Origin of the sequence: Pseudomonas sp. PDM17, assembly GCF_014851985.1 — a bacterium.
Lineage (GTDB): Bacteria > Pseudomonadota > Gammaproteobacteria > Pseudomonadales > Pseudomonadaceae > Pseudomonas.
In genome coordinates this window covers 470,653-488,710 of the sequence record NZ_JACVAT010000005.1, presented here as the reverse complement: position 1 = coordinate 488,710, position 18,058 = coordinate 470,653, and the positions used below count along the sequence as shown (strand labels likewise).

General features: G+C 67.5%; 14 protein-coding genes and 1 riboswitch. Of the genes, 9 read left to right on the top strand and 5 right to left on the bottom strand.

The window, feature by feature from the left end; translation table 11 throughout:
- Window positions 1-55: 55 nt before the first annotated feature.
- Window positions 56-385: a tryptophan synthase subunit beta gene (locus IB256_RS20455; protein WP_081517608.1), complete on the top strand. Its 330-nt coding sequence runs from the start codon at window positions 56-58 to the stop codon at window positions 383-385.
- Between the two features lie 186 nt (window positions 386-571).
- Here the strand turns inward: IB256_RS20455 and lapD are convergent, their stop codons facing one another.
- From lapD to IB256_RS20440, 3 genes are all read right to left on the bottom strand, one after another.
- Window positions 572-2,515, bottom strand: coding sequence for a cyclic di-GMP receptor LapD (gene lapD / locus IB256_RS20450; protein ID WP_192403876.1), 1,944 nt, complete (start codon window positions 2,513-2,515; stop codon window positions 572-574).
- A gap of 60 nt (window positions 2,516-2,575) precedes the next feature.
- Entirely contained in the window at window positions 2,576-3,223 is a 648-nt protein-coding gene (gene lapG / locus IB256_RS20445; protein ID WP_192289783.1) for a cysteine protease LapG, read from the bottom strand.
- A gap of 221 nt (window positions 3,224-3,444) precedes the next feature.
- On the bottom strand, window positions 3,445-5,418 hold the full coding sequence (locus IB256_RS20440) for an alkyl/aryl-sulfatase (RefSeq protein ID WP_192289785.1): 1,974 nt from the start codon (window positions 5,416-5,418) through the stop codon (window positions 3,445-3,447).
- A gap of 97 nt (window positions 5,419-5,515) precedes the next feature.
- Between IB256_RS20440 and IB256_RS20435 the strand changes: the two genes are divergently transcribed.
- Window positions 5,516-6,427, top strand: a complete 912-nt coding sequence (locus IB256_RS20435; RefSeq protein WP_192289786.1) for a LysR family transcriptional regulator — start codon at window positions 5,516-5,518, stop codon at window positions 6,425-6,427.
- 52 nt (window positions 6,428-6,479) lie between these two features.
- Here the strand turns inward: IB256_RS20435 and IB256_RS20430 are convergent, their stop codons facing one another.
- Complete coding sequence (locus IB256_RS20430; protein WP_167523272.1) at window positions 6,480-6,644, bottom strand: hypothetical protein; 165 nt, start codon at window positions 6,642-6,644, stop codon at window positions 6,480-6,482.
- A gap of 123 nt (window positions 6,645-6,767) precedes the next feature.
- Window positions 6,768-7,025, bottom strand: coding sequence for a DUF1145 domain-containing protein (locus IB256_RS20425; protein WP_192289788.1), 258 nt, complete (start codon window positions 7,023-7,025; stop codon window positions 6,768-6,770).
- A 268-nt stretch (window positions 7,026-7,293) separates the two neighbouring features.
- Window positions 7,294-7,392, top strand: a riboswitch (guanidine-I (ykkC/yxkD leader).
- A gap of 57 nt (window positions 7,393-7,449) precedes the next feature.
- Between IB256_RS20425 and IB256_RS20420 the strand changes: the two genes are divergently transcribed.
- The 7 genes from IB256_RS20420 (at window position 7,450) to atzF (ending at window position 17,865) form a co-directional block, all read left to right on the top strand.
- Window positions 7,450-8,523, top strand: a complete 1,074-nt coding sequence (locus tag IB256_RS20420; RefSeq protein WP_192403875.1) for a putative urea ABC transporter substrate-binding protein — start codon at window positions 7,450-7,452, stop codon at window positions 8,521-8,523.
- Between the two features lie 186 nt (window positions 8,524-8,709).
- Window positions 8,710-9,525: an ABC transporter permease gene (locus IB256_RS20415; RefSeq protein WP_192289790.1), complete on the top strand. Its 816-nt coding sequence runs from the start codon at window positions 8,710-8,712 to the stop codon at window positions 9,523-9,525.
- Window positions 9,522-10,328: an ABC transporter ATP-binding protein gene (locus IB256_RS20410; protein ID WP_192403874.1), complete on the top strand. Its 807-nt coding sequence runs from the start codon at window positions 9,522-9,524 to the stop codon at window positions 10,326-10,328. The genes IB256_RS20415 and IB256_RS20410 overlap by 4 nt, the downstream gene beginning before the upstream one ends.
- A 13-nt stretch (window positions 10,329-10,341) precedes the next feature.
- Window positions 10,342-11,061, top strand: a complete 720-nt coding sequence (locus IB256_RS20405) for an urea amidolyase associated protein UAAP1 (protein WP_192403873.1) — start codon at window positions 10,342-10,344, stop codon at window positions 11,059-11,061.
- Between the two features lie 11 nt (window positions 11,062-11,072).
- Window positions 11,073-11,708: an urea amidolyase associated protein UAAP2 gene (locus IB256_RS20400; RefSeq protein ID WP_192289796.1), complete on the top strand. Its 636-nt coding sequence runs from the start codon at window positions 11,073-11,075 to the stop codon at window positions 11,706-11,708.
- A 316-nt stretch (window positions 11,709-12,024) separates the two neighbouring features.
- The gene (locus IB256_RS20395; protein WP_192403872.1) at window positions 12,025-15,831 is read left to right on the top strand and encodes a 5-oxoprolinase/urea amidolyase family protein; all 3,807 of its coding nucleotides are present in this window, start codon (window positions 12,025-12,027) and stop codon (window positions 15,829-15,831) included.
- A gap of 225 nt (window positions 15,832-16,056) precedes the next feature.
- Window positions 16,057-17,865, top strand: coding sequence for an allophanate hydrolase (gene atzF, locus IB256_RS20390; RefSeq protein ID WP_192403871.1), 1,809 nt, complete (start codon window positions 16,057-16,059; stop codon window positions 17,863-17,865).
- The last annotated feature ends 193 nt before the right edge of the window (window positions 17,866-18,058 follow it).

The following is an 18,058-nucleotide window of genomic DNA, read 5'->3' as shown; positions in this document are numbered from 1 at the left end:
CTTCGGGGTGGCTGCGCTGTCGTTCCTTCACATCACATGAATTGGGGACGGGTCGATGCTGTATATCCAGCGCAACGCCGAGGGGAGAATCTCGCGCGTCGAGGACGCCGAGTTCGACGGGATGACCGGCACCCTGCCGGCGGACCACCCGGACATCCAGGCCTGGGCGGCCGAGAGCAGCCTGCTGCAACTCAAGCAGAGCGATCTGGACATGATCCGGGTACTGGAAGACTTGATCTCGGTGCTGATCACCAAGGGGGTGATCCGCATCACCGACCTGCCGCCGGCGGCGCGCTCCAAGCTGCTCAACCGGACCCAGGCCCGTGAAGCGCTGGGCGGGCTGACCCGGCTGATCAACGACGACGAGGAAACGGGGCTGATCTGAGCCCCGTTTTTCTTTTCCGGCAAATGTTCCCCTGTAGGACGCATAACCCGGAACGGGTTATCCGCCGATGCCACGAAGGCGGATAACGCTGGCGCGTTATGCGCCCTACGGCCCTGGAACCAAGGCACACGTCAGCCCTGCCGACGGGTCGCGGGCATGGCCCGCTCCTACAACCTTACAGGCGCATCACCACGGCGCCGGCCCACCAAACAGCTGTCCCTGTACGCCCTGGATACCCATCTCCTTCAGCACCCGGAACTCCCCCGCCGTCTCCACGCGCTCGGCGATCAGCGGCAGGTCGATGCTGTGCGCCGCGCGCTGCATCGCCTCGATGAACAGGCGCTTGTCGTTCTCCTGGTCGATATGGCGGATGTGGCTGCCGTCGACCTTGAGGTACGCCAGCCCCAGCCGCGCCAGGTTGCCGATCATGCTGAAGCGCCCGCCGAAGTGCTGCAGGCTCAGGCGATAGCCCAGCTCGCCGAGGCGGCGGGTCAGCGCTTCCAGCACCGGTTGCGCCGGCAACTGGTCTTCTTCCAGCTCCAGGGTCAGGCGCCCGGCGAATTGCGGGTGCTGGCGCAGCAGGTCGAACACGCGGGTGGTCGCCCATTCATCCCGCAGCAGCGCAGCAGACAGGTTCAGCGCCAGCGGGCGGTTGTGTTTGGCCATGTCGGCCAGGACGCTTTCGAGCATCAGCAGGTCCAGCCGTGCGGTCCAGCCGAAGCGGTCCAGCCAGGGCAGGAAGCGCCCGGCGGCGATGCTGCCGCCCTGCCCGTCCGGCAGGCGCGAGAGCACCTTGTAATGCAGAACCACCTGCGGGTCGGCGCAGGACACCACCGCCTGGAAATGCAGCTGGAAGCGCTTGTGCATCAGCGCCTCGTCCAGCAGCTGGTGCCAGCTGTGACGCTCCTCGGCGACCGGCTTGGCGCCGCCCTGGAGGAAGGCCCAGCAGCTGTCGTTCCGTCGCTCGGCCTGCACCAGCGCCTCGTCCGCGCGTTGCAACAGCGCCTGCGCCGACTCGCCGGAAACGAAGGGCACCAGCCCCAGGCAAGCCACAGGGCTCACATCGCTGGCGCCGGTGGTGACCAACGCGGCGAGCATGCCTTCCAGACGCATCGCCAGGGCCGGCGCGTCCTCGGGCATCAGCCCCGGCGCCAGCATCACGAACTCGCCGCCACGGCTGCGCGCCAGGGTCAGGCCGGAGCCCAGCCCCTGCCCGGACAGACGCAGCTGGTCGGCCACCGCCTTGAGCAACTGGTCGACGCGCTGGCCGCCCAGGCGCTGGTTCAGCCCGGCGAGGTCGTTGACCCGCAGCACCAGCAGCACGCCGCTGCTGACCTGGTCCTCGGCGCTCAGCCGGTTGTTCAGCTGCATGTCGAAGAAGCGTCGGTTGCCCAGCCCGGTCAGGCTGTCCAGGTAGGCCTCGTCGCGCAGACGTTCGCTGCGCTGGGCCTGCTCCTGGAACAGCGCCTTGAGCTTCTCCACCATCTGGTTCATGGCCTGCACCACGCGGCGCAGCTCGGGGGTGCGCGGCAGTTCCGGCAGGCTGAGGAATTCGCGCCGGGCGATGGCGTGGGACTGCGCCACCATGTAGTCCAGTGGCTTGAGCTGGCGACGCAGCAGGATGGCGCCGAGCACAGCGCTGGCAATGCCGCACAGCACCAGCCAGAGCAGGCTGCCCAGGGTGCTCTGCCAGAGCTTGGCGATGGCGAACATCGGGTGGCTGAGCACCTCGACCCGCGCGGCCTGGGTCCAGCCGCGGCTGACGATGGCGTCGCCGCCAGCCGAATGCAGGTCGATCAGCGAGATGAACCACTGCGGCACCTTGGCGGCCACCGCATCGGGGATCCCGGTGCGCTCCACCATCACCTTGCCGGTGGCCAGGTCGATCACCCGGATGCTCTCGTAGTAGCCGCTGTCGAAGATCGAGCTGACCATCAGCTCGACCATCGCCGGGTCGTCGATGTTCGGCGTCAACGACAGGCCCAGCGCGGTGGCCGCGTCCTGGGCGTGGGAGCGCAGCTGGTTGCCGTACTGCTCGCGCGAGCTTTCCAGGCCGACCATGAAGCTGCCGCTGAAGGCGACCACCAGGAACAGGCAGATGGCGATCAACAACTGTTTGAACAGGGACATCGTGTCTCCAGGCTCCCCCCGCGGGAGCTATTCGTGTCGGTGCAGCTATTCGTTCCGTGGCTACTCATCCAGAGGGAAGCCTTCGGCCTTCATCTTCTTCAGCAGGTCCTGCCAGCGCGACAGGCGCTTGCTGTCGCCAACCTGCTTGCCGCCACCCGCGCCATTGCCGGCGAGCCACAGGCCCTCGCCGTTGAACGCGTAGACCGGCTGCAGGTCGCTGCGCTGGCTGGCCGGGAGGATGCTGCCGATCAGGTTGTCCAGCACCAGCGGCACGGCATCGGGCCGTGGGTAGTACGTGAGCACCATATGCGCCTGGTTCAGACGCAGCGCCTTGACGTAGGTAATGCGCAGCTTCTGTGCCGGCACGCCCAGGTGTCGCAGGCTGATGTACTTGGCGATGGCGAAATCCTCGCAATCGCCGGCGCCCTTGAGCAAGGCCTCCACCGGCGTGGCCCAGTAGTCCACTTCGTGCCAGAGGCTCAGGTCATCGGTGAAGCGCAGCTGGTCGTTGAAGAAGCGATTGACCGCCTGAAGCTGGTCGCGTTCGCTCGCCGTGGCCTGCTGCACGAGCAGCTTCTGCCAGGCGTCGATGCGCACCTGGCCTTCGCCCAGCGGCCCATAGAGGCGCGCGGATTGCTGACTGATCAGCTTGAAGTCCCACTCGGCCTGCTGCGCCCCCGCCAGGACGCCGAGCGAAGCCGCCAGCATCAGGGCCAACGGCCCCGGCCAGCAACGACGCAACACCCTGGAACAACGGTTGAGCACGATCGCGACTACTCGACTGCGAGCGCCGGCAACCAGCTGCCGGCGCAGGGGTCGCATGGTGCAGACTGGCCGCGAAAAAAACAATGGCACAATGCAATCATTGCATTGTGCCATCCAGGGGAGACGCGGCCTGCGGGGAACCGGCCGCGCGGGAGGGGAAAGACTCAGCTCTTCTGCGGCGGGGTGACGACGTCGAACCAGAAGTTGAAGTCTTCCAGCATGCCGAACAGCTTGGCCAGCAGCAGCGGGTTGCCCGAGCTCTTGAGCTTGCCCTCGAACACCAGACGCACCGGCGAGACTTCCTTGAGCATCAGGCGGTTGAGGTCTGCACGGTCGATGGTCACGGTCTGCCCGGCGCTCTCGCTCTGCACGCCCTTGATGTTGTTCAGGTGCGAATTCTTCAGTTCCAGCAGGTACTGCTCGTTCTTGTCCGGCAGCACCAGGTTGATGGCGAAGTCCTCGCCCTCGGCCTTCTCCGCGTTCAGGCGTACGCCGAGGTAGTCGAACAGCAGGCCGGTATCCATAGCCGCCAACGCGTCGGGACTGCCCGACTTCATGGTCGGCATGTCACGCGGCACGCCATTGCGCAGCTCCTGCGCGGCCATCAGGTAGCTGTTGCGCCAGCCGGCGTTCTCCGCCTGGTAACCGAGCTGCTCCAGGGCGTCTGCCTGCAGGTTGCGCGCGGCCTGGTTGGCCGGGTCGGCGAAGACCAGCTTGTTGACCACCTCCACCACCCAGCGGTACTCGCCCTTGTCGAAGGACGCCTTGGCCATCTGCAGCAGGTGATCGGCGCCGCCCATGAACTCGACGTACTTCACCGCCGAGTCCTCCGGCGCCAGCGGGTTCAGCGTCGCGGGATTGCTGTCGTAGTAGCCCAGGTACTTGTTCACCACCGCGCGCACGTTGTGGCTGACGCTGCCGTGGTAGCCACGGTTGAACCACTCGTTGGCCAGCTCCGGCGGCACTTTCAGGCGCTCGTGGATCTGGTTGATGGTCACCCCGTTGTTGGCCAGGTGCAGAGTCTGGTCGTTCAGGTAGCCGTACATATCACGCTGCTTCTCCAGGGTGCGGACGATGTCCTCGTGCCCCCAGCGCGGCCAGTTGTGCACGGCGAACATCACCTCGGCCTTGTCGCCGAAGCGATGCAGCGCCTCGTTGATGTACTTGCTCCAGCCCAGCGGGTCGCGCGTCTCGGCGCCGCGCAGGGTGTACAGGTTGTGCAGCGTTGCGGTGACGTTCTCGGCCATCAGCAGCGCCTTCTGCTGCGGCAGCCAGACGTTCATCTCTGCCGGTGACTCGGTGCCGGGGGTGTTCTGGAAGGTCACAGGCACGCCGTCGATCTCCATCTCCACCAGCGAGCCGTCAACGGTCTTGGTCGGCGCGATGATGCTCATCGGGCCCTTGGCGACGGCCTTGCCGATGGCCATGTCGACGTGGCCTTCCGGGCCCTGCGGCAGCAGGGTGCCGTACTGGTAGGTGGCGCGGCGCAGCATGGCGTTGCCGGCCAGCACGTTCTCCTTGATCGCCGCTTCCATGAAGCCCTTGGGCGCGATGATCTGCACCTCCCCCTTGTCCACCTGCTCCTGACTGACCAGGCCCTTCACGCCACCGAAGTGGTCAATGTGGGCATGGCTGTAGATGATCGCGCGGATCGGCTTCTGCCCCAGCTCCTGGCTCACCAGGGCGTAGGCGGCCCTGGAAGTCGCCGGGGTGGTCAGGGTGTCGATGACGATCCAGCCGGTCTTGCCTTCGATGAAGGTGGTGTTGGCGAGGTCGAAACCGCGCACCTGGTAGATGCCATCGGTGACCTTGAACAGGCCGTAGCTGAGGTTCAGCTGGGCCTGGCGCATCAGGCTCGGGTTGACGCTGGCGACGTCCCTGGCGGCCTTGAGGAAGTCGTAGCCGCCCAGTTGCCAGGCGACCGTGCCGTCCTCGTTCTTGATCACGAGGTTCTCGGGACGCTTGATCAGGCCCTTCTCCACCCGGTCGAAATCGGCGCGGTCACTGAACGGCAGCGACTGACGCACTTGCTCCTGCGCGGCCTGAGTGAAGGAAGTCGGGGGCTTGGGCTGTTCGGCGGCGACCAGCAGGCCGGGGCAGAGGCTGGCGAGCAGCACGGCAGCGGAAAGACGGGACATCGGAAGGCTCCGGAATTTGTTGTTGTGCTCGCACTATGCCGGCCGTCGCGCTAATAATTCCAATGCATTCCAACTTAACAATCAATGCAGGAAGCGCATGAGCGATCTCCGCCAGCTACGCCACTTCGTCGCCCTCGCCGAGCACGGTCACTTCGCCCGCGCTGCCGATGCGGTGAATCTTAGTCAACCCGCCCTGTCGCGGAGCATCCAGGCGCTGGAAGGCCAGCTGAGCTGCCAACTCGTGGACCGCAACCCGCGCGGGGTCACCCTCACCGCCCATGGCCGGCTGGTGCTCGAACATGCCCGCCGCCTGCTGGCCGGTGATCGCGCGCTGAAGAATGCCGTGCTGCAACTGGCTGACCTGGAGACCGGCGAGCTGCGCCTGGGCGCCGGCCCCTTCCCCGGCGCGCGGCTGATGCCGCAGGTGCTCGCCCGCTATAGCAGCGCGCACCCGAAGGTGTCGGTGCTGCTGTCCATCGAGAACTGGAGCGAGCTGCACCAGCGTCTGCTGGACGACGAGCTGGAACTGTTCATCGCCGACTACCGCGAACTGGAAGGCGACAGCCGCCTCGACATTCTGCCGCTGCGAGTACACCGGGGCGTGTTGTTCTGCCGGCCGGGGCATCCGCTGATCGGCAGCGTGCCGTCGGTGGAGCGCGTGCTCGACTACCCGCTGGCCGGCCCGCGCCTGCCGCGCGACGCCCACGAAGGGCTGGCTCGCACCCTCGGCCGCGAGCAGCCGCTGAGCGTGCAATGCGATGACGTGCTGATGCTCAAGGAGCTGGTGAAAGGCAGCGACGTACTCTGCCTGGCCACCTGGGATGTGGTGGCCGCGGATGTGCAGGCCGGCAGCCTGGCGGTGCTGCCCTGGCCCAGCAGCGGCGACGTTGCAGGGCGCGGCTCCGCCTACGCCCTGGTTCGCCATGCCAGCCGCAGCCTGTCGCCTGCGGCCAGCCAGTTCGTCGAGTTGTTGCTGGAGGAAGACGCGGCGTTCAGCGCCGCGTCGTGAGTGCTTTTCGCAGGATGGCGTGGAGCGAAGCAATACCCATCAGGACCATACCTCAACGGCGCCAGCCCTGGTACGGGCCACCGTAATAGGCCGGCGGCGGCGCCGGGCGATAGTAGTGCGGCCGGTCATGCCAGCCACCACGGTCGTGGTCATGTTCGTAGACCACGCAGCCGGTCAACGGAAGGATCATCAGTACAGCAGCGAAGAAACGACGCATGGCGCCTCCATCAGGCAAGCCGGTCGCCCCGCCGGGGTGCGGGGCGTACATTCTTCCGGTCTCACAAGATCAGACATGCCTGTCAGAAGGCGGTGCCGCGGCGAAAGGTAAAGCTTGGGTAAATCAGCCGTTTACAGTGGCCAGCCGGCGCACCTTGCGGCTCTGCAGGTGGAGCACGCCGAACAGCAGCACCTGAACCTGCTCCAGCCAGGAACGACGGCGCGCCAGCAACAGCACCTCGCCCACATGCACCACCAGCAGGATCGCGGAGAGCCACAACAGCGGGCGATGCAGCTCGCCGAACGGGTAGATCAGGTTGAGCACGGCGGCGAGCCAGAACATGGACAGCGCGCCCTTGGCGAAGCTCAGCAACTCGGACATGGCGATGGATTCCTCGAAGGTGAAGGTCGCAGCAGTCTGCCGCCCGTGACGCCCCGCCCGCTCCTGCCTTTCGACTGGCCCCGCGCACCAGGATGCGGCGTCGCGCTTCATTTGAGGGCGGCGCAACGCCCCGGCTTGCAGCGAAACATCCGCCGCGATCCAGCGCAGCCCTTCTGCCCCGGCACTTTCGCCAACTTGGCACGCCGCTCGCTTTGTATCGAGTGTGCAGGAACGATCCGAAGCATTCGGACAGCGGCACCACAATCTGACAATGGATGACTAGGGTTCCGGCTCGCGCAGCGAGTGACTGGTCCGAGAGTCATCGACCTCCAGCGAGGTTACACGGCGGGACAAAAGCCCGGGAGACGAGAGCGACAAGTGCCGCCCGACTCCTGCCTGCCCGCCAATCGACTGGAGATGCTCCATGCGCAAGCCCCTTCTGACCGCCCTGTTCGCCGCCGGCCTCGCCGCCTTCAGCCTCTCAGCCTCCGCCGCCGCCGTCGCCGCGAAGAACAGCTTCAACCTCTGCTGGACCATCTACGCCGGCTGGATGCCCTGGGAATACGCGGCCAGCCACGGCATCGTCGACAAGTGGGCGAAGAAGTACGGCATCGAGATCAAGGTCACCCAGCTCAACGACTACATCGAGTCGATCAACCAGTACACCGCGGGCCAGTTCGACGGCTGCACCATGACCAACATGGACGCCCTGACCATCCCCGCCGCCGGCGGCGTCGATTCCACCGCGCTGATCGTCAGCGACTTCTCCAATGGCAACGACGGCATCGTCATCAAGGGCGAAGGCAAGACCCTGGCCGACCTCAAGGGCATGAACGTCAATCTGGTGGAGCTGTCCGTCTCCCACTACCTGCTCGCCCGCGCCCTGGAGAACGCCCGACTCAGCGAGAAGGACGTGAAGACGGTGAACACCTCCGACGCCGACATCGCCGCCGCCTTCAACACCGACGACGTGCAGGCCGTGACCACCTGGAACCCGATGCTCGCCGAGGCCCGCGCCAAGCCGGGCACCACCGAGGTGTTCAACTCCAGCCAGGTCCCCGGCGAGATCATGGACATGATGGTGGTCAACAGCGCGGTCCTGAAGGACAACCCAGCGCTGGGCAAGGCACTGACCGGCGCCTGGTTCGAAACCGTGGCACTGATGCAGGGCGAAAGCGCCGAGACCCGCGCCGCGCTGGAGCACATGGCCAAGGCCTCGGGCACCGACCTCGCCGGTTACCAGAGCCAGCTCGCTACTACCAAATTGTTTGCCACTGCGCAGGAAGCACTGGCCTTCGCCACCAGCCCGAAACTCCCGGCGACCATGGACAAGGTCGCGGCCTTCTCCTTCGCCCACGGCCTGCTCGGCGAGGGCGCGAAAAGCGCCGAAGCGGTCGGCATGAGCTTCGCCGGCGACCTCACCACCGGCGACGCGCAGAACCTCAAGCTGCGCTTCGACCCGACCTACGTGCAGATGGCAGCGGACGGCAAGCTCTGAGGCGCCTTTACATGGCACCTCACTTCACCCCCGAAGCCCCTCTCCCCCCGCCCTCTCCCTGAAGAGAGAGGGAGCTGTCCGTGCCGGCTGACGCAGTGGTTTCGACCTGCACGCAACGGTCCCCTCTCCCTTCAGGAAGAGGGTTAGGGAGAGGGCGCTTCAAACGGAAAACCACAGGTACGAAGCATGCGCCTGATCAACCGAACCCCCGACCGCAGCGGCCGCCTGTTCCTCGTGCTGCTGCCCTTCGCCCTGCTGCTGTTCGCCTACTTCGCAGGCTCCACGTCGCGGCTGGCGGAGAACCCCAACGACAAGCTGCTACCCAGCGCCGCGCAGATGGCCGACGCGGTGAACCGCCTGGCCTTCAGCGAAGACAAGCGCACCGGCGAGGTGCTGTTCTGGCAGGACACCGGCGCCAGCCTGCAACGCCTTGGGATGGGCCTGTCCATCGCCGCCCTGCTCGGTCTGGTGCTGGGCATCGCCGCCGGCAGCGTGCCGCTGTTCGGCGCGCCGCTCTCGCCCTTGCTCACCGTGCTGTCGATGATCCCGCCGCTGGCGATCCTGCCGGTGCTGTTCATCGTCTTCGGCCTCGGCGAGCTGTCCAAGGTGGTGCTGATCGTCATCGGCGTCGCCCCCTGCATCGCCCGCGACATCGAACAACGCGCCCGGGAAATCCCCCGCGAACTGCTGATCAAGGCGCAGACCCTGGGCGCCAGCACCTGGACGCTGATCCTGCGCGTGGTGCTGCCGCAACTGCTGCCGCGCCTACTGATTTCCCTGCGCCTGATGCTCGGCTCGGCCTGGCTGTTCCTCATCGCCGCCGAGGCCATTGCCTCCACCGACGGCCTGGGCTACCGCATCTTCCTGGTGCGCCGCTACCTGGCCATGGATGTGATCCTGCCCTACGTGGTGTGGATCACCGCGCTGGCCTGGCTGATGGACTGGGCGCTGCGCGCGCTCACCCGGCGCGCCTTCCCCTGGTATGAAGGAGCCAAGGCATGAGCTTCATCCAGGTGAATAACGTCTGGCAGGAATACGCCGGCAACGTGGTACTCGAACGCCTGAATCTCGAGGTGAAGGAAGGCGAGTTCTGCACCCTGGTCGGCGCCTCCGGCTGCGGCAAGTCCACCTTCCTGCGCCTGCTGCTCGGCCAGGAGCGGCCCAGCCGCGGCGAACTACTGCTCGAAGGCCGGCCGCTGGCCGCAGAACCCGATCCGAGCCGTGGCGTGGTGTTCCAGCGCTACTCGGTGTTCCCGCATCTATCCGTGCTCGACAACGTCGCCCTCGGCCTGGAACTGCCGCGCTCGCCGCTGCTCGGTCGGCTGTTCGGTGCGGCCAAGCGAGAGGTCCGCGAGCAGGCCGCCGAACTGCTGCAGCGCGTCGGCCTCGGCCATGCGCTGCAGCAGTATCCGAGCGCCCTCTCCGGCGGCATGCAGCAACGCCTGGCCATCGCCCAGGCGCTGGTGATGAAGCCGCGCGTGCTGCTGCTCGACGAACCCTTCGGCGCGCTGGACCCGGGCATCCGCAAGGACATGCACGCCCTGCTGCTGGAGCTGTGGCAGGAAACCCGGCTCACCGTGTTCATGGTCACCCACGACCTCGCCGAGGGCTTCAGCCTGGGCACCCGCCTGCTGGTCTTCGACAAGGTCCGCCACGACCCGCAGGCGCCCAACGCCTACGGCGCCCGCATCACCTACGACATCCCGCTCAACGCCGACCGCCGGGCCGCCCGCGCCGCCCTGCCGGCCACGCTCGCCGCGCGCCTGCACCCTGTCGACGAACCCGTGATCACGCCGGTCTATTAAGGAATCCGCTGCCATGAATGAACTGCGCACCACCCTCTACGAAGAAGCCGTCCCCGGCGGCGGCCACACCTCTTTCATCCTCAAGCGCGGCCAGCTACTGCGCCTGACCGACCTGGAAGGCGGCGGCAACACCAGCGTACTGCTGTTCAACGCCACCGAGAAAAGCGAGCGACTGAACCTGCCCGACAGCCTCAAGTGCCAGCACACCGCGCGGCTCACCGCCGGCCACTGCCTGTACTCGGACATGGGCCGCGTGCTGGCCGCCATCACCGCCGACAGCTGCGGCTGGCACGACAGCTTCGGCGGCGTGCTGAACGCCGCCGAGGTGCAGGAGAAGTACGGCGCGGGCCGCTACCAGGAACTGCGCAACGGCTTCCACCGCAACGGCGTGGACAACCTGCTGGTGGAAATGGGCAAGTGGGACATGCGCCTGCAGGACCTGCTGATGTGCCTGAACCTGTTCAGCCGCGTGGACGTCGACGCCGATGGCTGCTTCCGCTTCGCCCAGGGCAACTCGAAAGCCGGCGACTACGTCGAGCTCTACGCGCCGATGGACACCCTCGTCGTGCTCACCGCCCTGCAACACCCGCTGGACCCGAACCCGCAGTACGCGCCCAAGCCCATCGGCCTGACCTGGCAGCAGGTCGCCGCCGACGGCATCAGCGTGCTCTGCCGCACTTCCCGCGCGGAGAACAGCCGCGGCTTCCACAACACCGAACGCCAGTACCTGTAAGGAGCGCGAGCATGCCCATCGTCCCCAGCGACAAACACCCCGAAGCCTGCGTCTCGCGCACCCTGATCCCGGCCGGCGAACCCAGCCTCACCGAGCTGAAGGCCGGGCAGACCCTGCGCATCCTCGACCTGGAAGGCAACCAGGCGGTGGACACGCTGTTCTTCAGCGCCGCCAACCCGCGCGAGCGCTACGACGTGCAGCGCACCCTGCGCAAGCAGGGGCAGGTCTACCTCAGCGCCGGCAGCGTGCTCTGGTCCAACCTTGGCAACCCGATGCTGACCATCAGCGCCGACACCTGCGGTCGCCACGACACCCTCGGCGGCGCCTGCGCCCAGGAGAGCAACACCGTGCGCTACGCCCTGGACAAGCGCTACATGCACAGCTGCCGCGACAACTTCCTGCGCGCCAGCCTGCACGACGGCCGCCTGAGCAAGGCCGACATCAGCCACAACATCAACTTCTTCATGAACGTGCCGGTCACCGCCGAGGGCGGCCTGACCTTCGAGGACGGCATCTCCGGCGCCGGCAAGTACGTCGAGCTGTTCGCCCACATGGACGTGATCGTCCTGATCTCCAACTGCCCGCAGCTCAACAACCCCTGCAACGGCTGGAACCCGACCCCGGCGGAGCTGCTGGTATGGGACTGAAGCGGCTGCACACGGCAGGCGATGGGCTGCACGTGCTGCGGCGCTGGCTGTACATCCTGAGCCAGAGTCGGAGTGGCCAGTGCAGCCCGACGCTGCGGACTGCCAGAACCTGCATCGAACGGACTTCGCCCGAGCCCCGGAGCTGACCGAGTAGGGCGCATAACGCGCCAGCGTTATCCGCGCAAACAGATCGCGCGTAGCCGGACGGCGGATGGATAGAGCACATCCGCCCTACGGCAGCATGAACCTGCCCCGGACGACCGGGATAGGCACCGAATGACGGCGGGACGGCCCGCCACCCCATGGGGACGCCCTCATGTTCGACAAGCTCCTGATCGCCAACCGCGGCGCCATCGCCTGCCGCATCCTGCGCACCCTTCGTGAGCTGCACGTAGAAGGCGTGGCCGTCTACTCCGAAGCCGACGCCGCCAGCCTGCACATCCAGCAGGCCGCCCAGGCCATCAGCCTCGGCGAAGGCCCCGCGTCGAGCACCTACCTGGTGGTCGAAAAGATTCTCCAGGCTGCCCGCGACAGCGGCGCGAAAGCGATCCACCCCGGCTACGGCTTCCTCTCCGAGAACGCCGCCTTCGCCGAAGCCTGCGAGGCCGCCGACATCGCCTTCGTCGGCCCGACGCCGGAACAGCTGCGCCTGTTCGGCCTCAAGCACACCGCCCGCGCGCTGGCCCGAGAACAGGGCGTGCCGATGCTCGAAGGCACCGACCTGCTGGAAGACCTCGACGCCGCCCTGCGCGCCGGCGAGCAAGTCGGCTACCCGGTGATGCTCAAGAGCACCGCCGGTGGCGGCGGCATCGGCATGCGCGTGTGCCGCTCGGCGGACGAGCTGCGCGACGCCTTCGACGCAGTAAAGCGTCTGGGTCAGAACAACTTCAGCGACTCGGGCGTGTTCATCGAGAAGTACATCCAGCGTGCCCGCCACCTGGAAGTGCAGGTGTTCGGTGACGGTCAGGGCGAGGTGATAGCCCTGGGCGTGCGCGACTGCTCGGTGCAGCGGCGCAACCAGAAGGTGCTGGAAGAAACCCCCGCGCCCAACCTGCCCGCCGGCATGGCCGAAGCCCTCTGCGCGGCGGCGATCCAACTGGCGAAAGCCGTCAGCTACCGCAGCGCCGGCACCGTGGAATTCGTCTACGACAGCGAGGCGCAGGACTTCTATTTCCTCGAAGTGAACACCCGCCTGCAGGTGGAGCACGGCGTCACCGAACAGGTCTGGGGCGTCGACCTGGTGCGCTGGATGATCGAGCTGGCCGCCGGCGACCTGCCACCCCTGGCCGAGCTGGCGGCCATGCTGAAGCCCAGCGGCCACGCTATCCAGGCGCGCCTCTACGCCGAAGACCCCGGCCGCGACTTCCAGCCCTGCCCCGGCCTGCTCACCGCCGTGCAATTCCCGCCGGCCGACGGCAAGGCGCTGCGCATCGACACCTGGGTCGAAGCCGGCTGCGAGATTCCGCCCTACTTCGACCCGATGATCGCCAAGCTCATCGCCTGGGCGCCGACCCGCGAGCAGGCCGGCGCCGGGCTCGACCGTGCCCTCGGCGAAAGCCAGCTCTACGGCGTGGAATGCAACCGCGACTACCTGCGGCAGATTCTCGCGGACGCTCCCTTCGCCAGCGGCTCGCCCTGGACCCGCTGCCTGGAAGGCCTGCTCTACTGCGCGCAGACCTTCGAAGTGCTCAGCGCCGGCACCCAGACCAGCGTGCAGGACTACCCCGGCCGCCTCGGCTACTGGGCCGTGGGCGTGCCACCGTCCGGGCCGATGGACGACCGCGCGCTGCGCCTGGGCAACGCCCTGCTGGGCAACCCCGAAGGCGCCGCCGCGCTGGAAATCACCATGAGCGGCCCGACCCTGCGCTTCAACACCGACGCGGTGGTCGCCATCACCGGCGCAGCGCTGCCGATCAGCCTGGATGGCGTCGAGCAGCCGATGAACACTTCGCTGTTCATCGCCGCCGGCTCCACCCTCAGCCTCGGCACCGTTGGCGGCGCCGGCGCACGCAGCTACCTGTGCCTGCGCGGCGGCCTGCACGTGCCGGACTACCTGGGCAGCAAGAGCACCTTCACCCTCGGTCAGTTCGGCGGCCACGGCGGCCGCGCGCTGCGCGCCGGCGATGTGCTGCACCTGGCAGAACTGGCAGACGACAGCCATGGCGCCAGCCTGCCTGCCGAACTGCGCACCGAGCTGCCGGCCGTAAGGCAAATCCGCGTGATCTACGGCCCCCACGGCGCACCGGAATATTTCACTGCGCCCTACATCGACACCTTCTTCGCCACCGACTGGGAAGTGCACTTCAACTCCAGCCGCACCGGCGTGCGCCTGATCGGCCCGAAGCCGGAATGGGTGCGCGAGAGCGGCGGTGAGGCGGGCCTGCACCCGTCGAACATCCATGACAACCCCTACGCCATCGGTGCGGTGGACTTCACCGGCGACATGCCGGTGATCCTCGGCCCGGATGGCCCGAGCCTGGGCGGCTTCGTCTGTCCGGTGACGGTAATCGAAGCCGACCTCTGGCAACTCGGCCAGCTCAAGGCCGGGGACAAGGTGCGGTTCCTGCCTGTATCCATTTCCGAAGCCCGGAATCTGGCTGCTTTTCGTAGGACCGAGGGGGGCGCCTCAGCCCTTGCTCGCGAACCGCACCTCACCGGAACGCCAGGCGGAATTCCGTTCGCGAGCAAGCTCGCTCCTACAGGTCAGGCGAACCACAGCGCCGCCGGTTTCCCCTCACCCCAGCCCTCTCCCGGAGGGAGAGGGAGCAGTCCGGCGTTGCCGGCGGGCACAGTGTTTCCCGGTGGCACGGACAGCCCCCTCTCCCGCTTGCGGGAGAGGGCGGGGGGTGAGGGCAGCCCGAGCGCCATGCTCACCTCCCCCATCGTCCTCGACCTCGGCCAGCACGACACCCGCCTGGTCGCCCGCCTCTCCGGCGACACCCACCTGCTGCTGGAAATCGGCCAGCCCGAGCTGGACCTGGTCCTGCGCTTCCGCGCCCACGCGCTGATGCAGGCGCTGGAAGCCAAGGCACTGGCCGGCGTGATCGACCTCACCCCCGGCATCCGCTCGCTGCAGGTGCACTACCAGCCGGAAACGCTGCCGCTGCAAAGCCTGCTGGAAACCGTCGCCGGCCTGTGGGACGCCGTCTGCGCCGCGCAGGACCTCAAGGTGCCGTCGCGCGTCGTGCACCTGCCGCTGTCCTGGGACGACCCGGCCTGCCAGCTGGCCATCGAGAAGTACATGACCACCGTGCGCAAGGACGCACCCTGGTGCCCGAGCAACCTGGAGTTCATCCGCCGCATCAACGAGCTGCCGGACCTGGAAGCGGTGTACCGCACGGTGTTCGAGGCCAGCTACCTGGTGATGGGCCTGGGTGACGTCTACCTCGGCGCGCCGGTGGCCACGCCGCTGGACCCACGCCACCGCCTGGTGACCACCAAGTACAACCCGGCACGCACCTGGACCGCGGAGAACTCCGTGGGCATCGGCGGCGCGTACATGTGCGTCTACGGCATGGAGGGCCCCGGCGGCTACCAGTTCGTCGGCCGCACCCTGCAGATGTGGAACCGCTACCGCGAAGTCGCGGCGTTCGACGGCAAGCCCTGGCTGCTGCGCTTCTTCGACCAGGTACGGTTCTACCCGGTGTCCGCCGAGGAGCTGCTGCGCATCCGCCGTGACTTCCCGCTGGGCCGCTACCCGCTGCGCATCGAGCACAGCGAACTGCGCCTGGCCGACTACCAGCAGTTCCTTGCCGAGGAAGCGCAGAGCATCGCCGCCTTCCGCAGCCACCAGCGCGCCGCCTTCGACGCCGAGCGTGAGCGCTGGATCGCCTCCGGCCAGGCCCACTTCGAGAGCGAGGAAGCCGCCGCCGATACCGGCGAGGAGGCCCCGCTCGGCGCCGGCCAGCATGCCGTCGAGAGCCACATCGCCGGCAATCTCTGGCAGGTGCAGGTGGAAGCCGGCGCCAGCGTGAAGGCCGGCGACATCCTGGTGATCCTCGAATCCATGAAGATGGAAATCCCCCTCACTGCCCCGCGCGACGGCGTAGTCCGCGAGGTCCGCGTGCAGCCCGGCTCGCCGGTGCGCGCAGGACAGCGGGTGGTGGTGATGGAGGAGGCTTGAGCTGACACCGCAGAAGTTGCAAGAGCCCCTCTCCCTAACCCTCTCCCGCAAGCGGGAGAGGGGACTGTTCGGAGCGAGCAGCACCTTTGGAGCCAGCCGGAGCCACAGCTACGCCAAATGATGAGCTGTGCTCAAAACCCAACACCATGCCGGACTGCTCTTCCCCCTCCCCCCTCAGGGAGAGGGCCGGGGAGAGGGTATCCGCCCAGCACAGGAATCCCGACCATGCCCCACACCTTCGACCTCCGCCTCGCCACCCTGCGCGCCGCCTACCGCGAGGGCCGCGCCAAGCCGCGCCAGCTGATCGCCGGGCTGCGCGACAGGGCCGCCGCGCTGAACCCGGACTACCACCTGTTCATCCACCTGCTGAGCCTGGAAGAACTGGAACCCTACTTCGCCGCACTGGATGAACAGTCCCCCGAAGCGCTGCCGCTCTACGGCATCCCCTTCGCCATCAAGGACAACATCGACCTCGCCGGCATCCCCACCACCGCCGCCTGCCCCGCCTTTGCCTACACGCCGGAAACCTCGGCGACGCTAGTGCAGCAACTGATCGACCTGGGCGCCATCCCGCTGGGCAAGACCAACCTCGACCAGTTCGCCACCGGCCTCAACGGCACCCGCTCGCCCTACGGCGAATGCCGTAACAGCATGCTGCCGGAGTACCCCTCGGGCGGCTCCAGCGCCGGTTCCTCGCTGGCCGTGGCGCTGGGCGTGGCGAGCTTCGCCCTGGGCACCGACACCGCCGGCTCCGGCCGTGTGCCGGCGGCGCTCAACGGCCTGCTGGGGCTCAAGCCGAGCAAGGGCCTGCTGTCCAACACCGGTCTGGTTCCGGCCTGCCGCACCCTGGACTGCATCACCTACTTCACCGCCAGCGCCGCCGAGGCCAGCGAACTGCTGGGCCTCACCGCCCGACTCGATCCACGGGACGGCTACAGCCGCGCCAATCCCGCCTGGAACGACGCCAGCGCCTTCGGTACGCCGAAACCCTTCCGCTTTGGCGTGCCGCGTGCCGACCAACTGGAATTCTTCGACTGCCACGAAGGCCCGGTGCTGTTCACCGACGCCCTCGACCAGCTCAAGGCGCTGGGCGGCGAGGCTCGGGAAATCGACTTCGCGCCCTTCCTCGAAGCCGCGCGCCTGCTCTACGAAGGTCCGTGGGTGGCCGAGCGCTACAGCGTGGCGGGCGAGCTGATCGAGTGCGACCCGCAAGCCGTGCTGCCGGTGATCCGCGACGTACTGGCGAAAGCTCCCGGCGCCACCGCCGTGCAGGCGTTCCGCGCGCAGTACCGGCTGCAGGAACTCAAGGCACAGTGCGACGTGATCCTCGCCGACCTCGACTGCGTGCTGACGCCCACCATCGGCCGCCCGGTGACCCTGGACGAGTTGCACGCCGAACCGGTGAAGCGCAATTCCGATCTGGGCTACTACACCAACTTCATGAACCTGCTGGACTACGCTGCCGTCGCCGTGCCCAGTGCGATCATGGACAACGGCCTGCCGTGGGGCGTGACGCTGTTCGGCCGCGCCTTTACCGACCAGTACCTGCTCGGCGTGGCCGACGCGCTGCAGCGCCGGCACAACCTGCCGCTCACGGGCGGCAATGCGATTGACCCGGCGTCCTCCGCCAACGCCGCGCGCAATGACCGCGCGCGCCTGGTGGTATGCGGCGCGCATCTCGACGGACTGGCGCTGAACTGGCAGCTGCGCCAGCGCGGCGCGCGCCGGCTGCGTGCCACTCAAAGCGCCCCGGCCTACAAGCTCTATGCCCTCGCCGGCGGCCCGCCGCTGCGCCCCGGCATGCTGCGCGTGGCCGACGGAGGCGTGGCCATCGAAGTGGAAGTCTGGGAGCTGCCCAGCGCCGAACTGGGCTCCTTCCTCACCGGCATCCCGGCGCCGCTGGGGCTGGGCAAGGTGCAGCTGGAAGACGGCAGCTGGGAGACCGGCTTCATCTGCGACCCCTGGGGCCTGGAGGGAGCCGAGGACATCAGCCGCTTCGGCGGCTGGCGTGCGTGGCTGCAGAGCCGTAGCTGATCGCAGCGGGATTTCGCAGGGCGCATGACGCACCAGCGTTATCCGCCGTGCAAGATCGACGGATAACCTGCTCCAGGTTATTCGCCCTACGTTTCTGATCGCCGAATGACAGGCCGCAGGATGGCGTGGAGCGCAGCGATACCCATCAATCCCGCGAACCGCCTCGGTGGTCGCGGGCACAGTCCGCTCCCGC

Bases quoted from the DNA above. Each gene is read 5' to 3' on its own strand.
- lapG (WP_192289783.1), bottom strand. From the start codon at position 3,223: ATGCTGGCGGCTTCGCTCGGCGTCCTGGCGGGGGCGCAGCAGGCCGAG.
- IB256_RS20400 (WP_192289796.1), top strand. From the start codon at position 11,073: ATGCCCATCGTCCCCAGCGACAAACACCCCGAAGCCTGCGTCTCGCGC.
- IB256_RS20415 (WP_192289790.1), top strand. From the start codon at position 8,710: ATGCGCCTGATCAACCGAACCCCCGACCGCAGCGGCCGCCTGTTCCTC.
- IB256_RS20425 (WP_192289788.1), bottom strand. From the start codon at position 7,025: ATGTCCGAGTTGCTGAGCTTCGCCAAGGGCGCGCTGTCCATGTTCTGG.
- atzF (WP_192403871.1), top strand. From the start codon at position 16,057: ATGCCCCACACCTTCGACCTCCGCCTCGCCACCCTGCGCGCCGCCTAC.
- IB256_RS20405 (WP_192403873.1), top strand. From the start codon at position 10,342: ATGAATGAACTGCGCACCACCCTCTACGAAGAAGCCGTCCCCGGCGGC.
- IB256_RS20435 (WP_192289786.1), top strand. From the start codon at position 5,516: ATGAGCGATCTCCGCCAGCTACGCCACTTCGTCGCCCTCGCCGAGCAC.
- IB256_RS20420 (WP_192403875.1), top strand. From the start codon at position 7,450: ATGCGCAAGCCCCTTCTGACCGCCCTGTTCGCCGCCGGCCTCGCCGCC.
- IB256_RS20440 (WP_192289785.1), bottom strand. From the start codon at position 5,418: ATGTCCCGTCTTTCCGCTGCCGTGCTGCTCGCCAGCCTCTGCCCCGGC.
- lapD (WP_192403876.1), bottom strand. From the start codon at position 2,515: ATGTCCCTGTTCAAACAGTTGTTGATCGCCATCTGCCTGTTCCTGGTG.
- IB256_RS20455 (WP_081517608.1), top strand. From the start codon at position 56: ATGCTGTATATCCAGCGCAACGCCGAGGGGAGAATCTCGCGCGTCGAG.
- IB256_RS20395 (WP_192403872.1), top strand. From the start codon at position 12,025: ATGTTCGACAAGCTCCTGATCGCCAACCGCGGCGCCATCGCCTGCCGC.
- IB256_RS20410 (WP_192403874.1), top strand. From the start codon at position 9,522: ATGAGCTTCATCCAGGTGAATAACGTCTGGCAGGAATACGCCGGCAAC.
- IB256_RS20430 (WP_167523272.1), bottom strand. From the start codon at position 6,644: ATGCGTCGTTTCTTCGCTGCTGTACTGATGATCCTTCCGTTGACCGGC.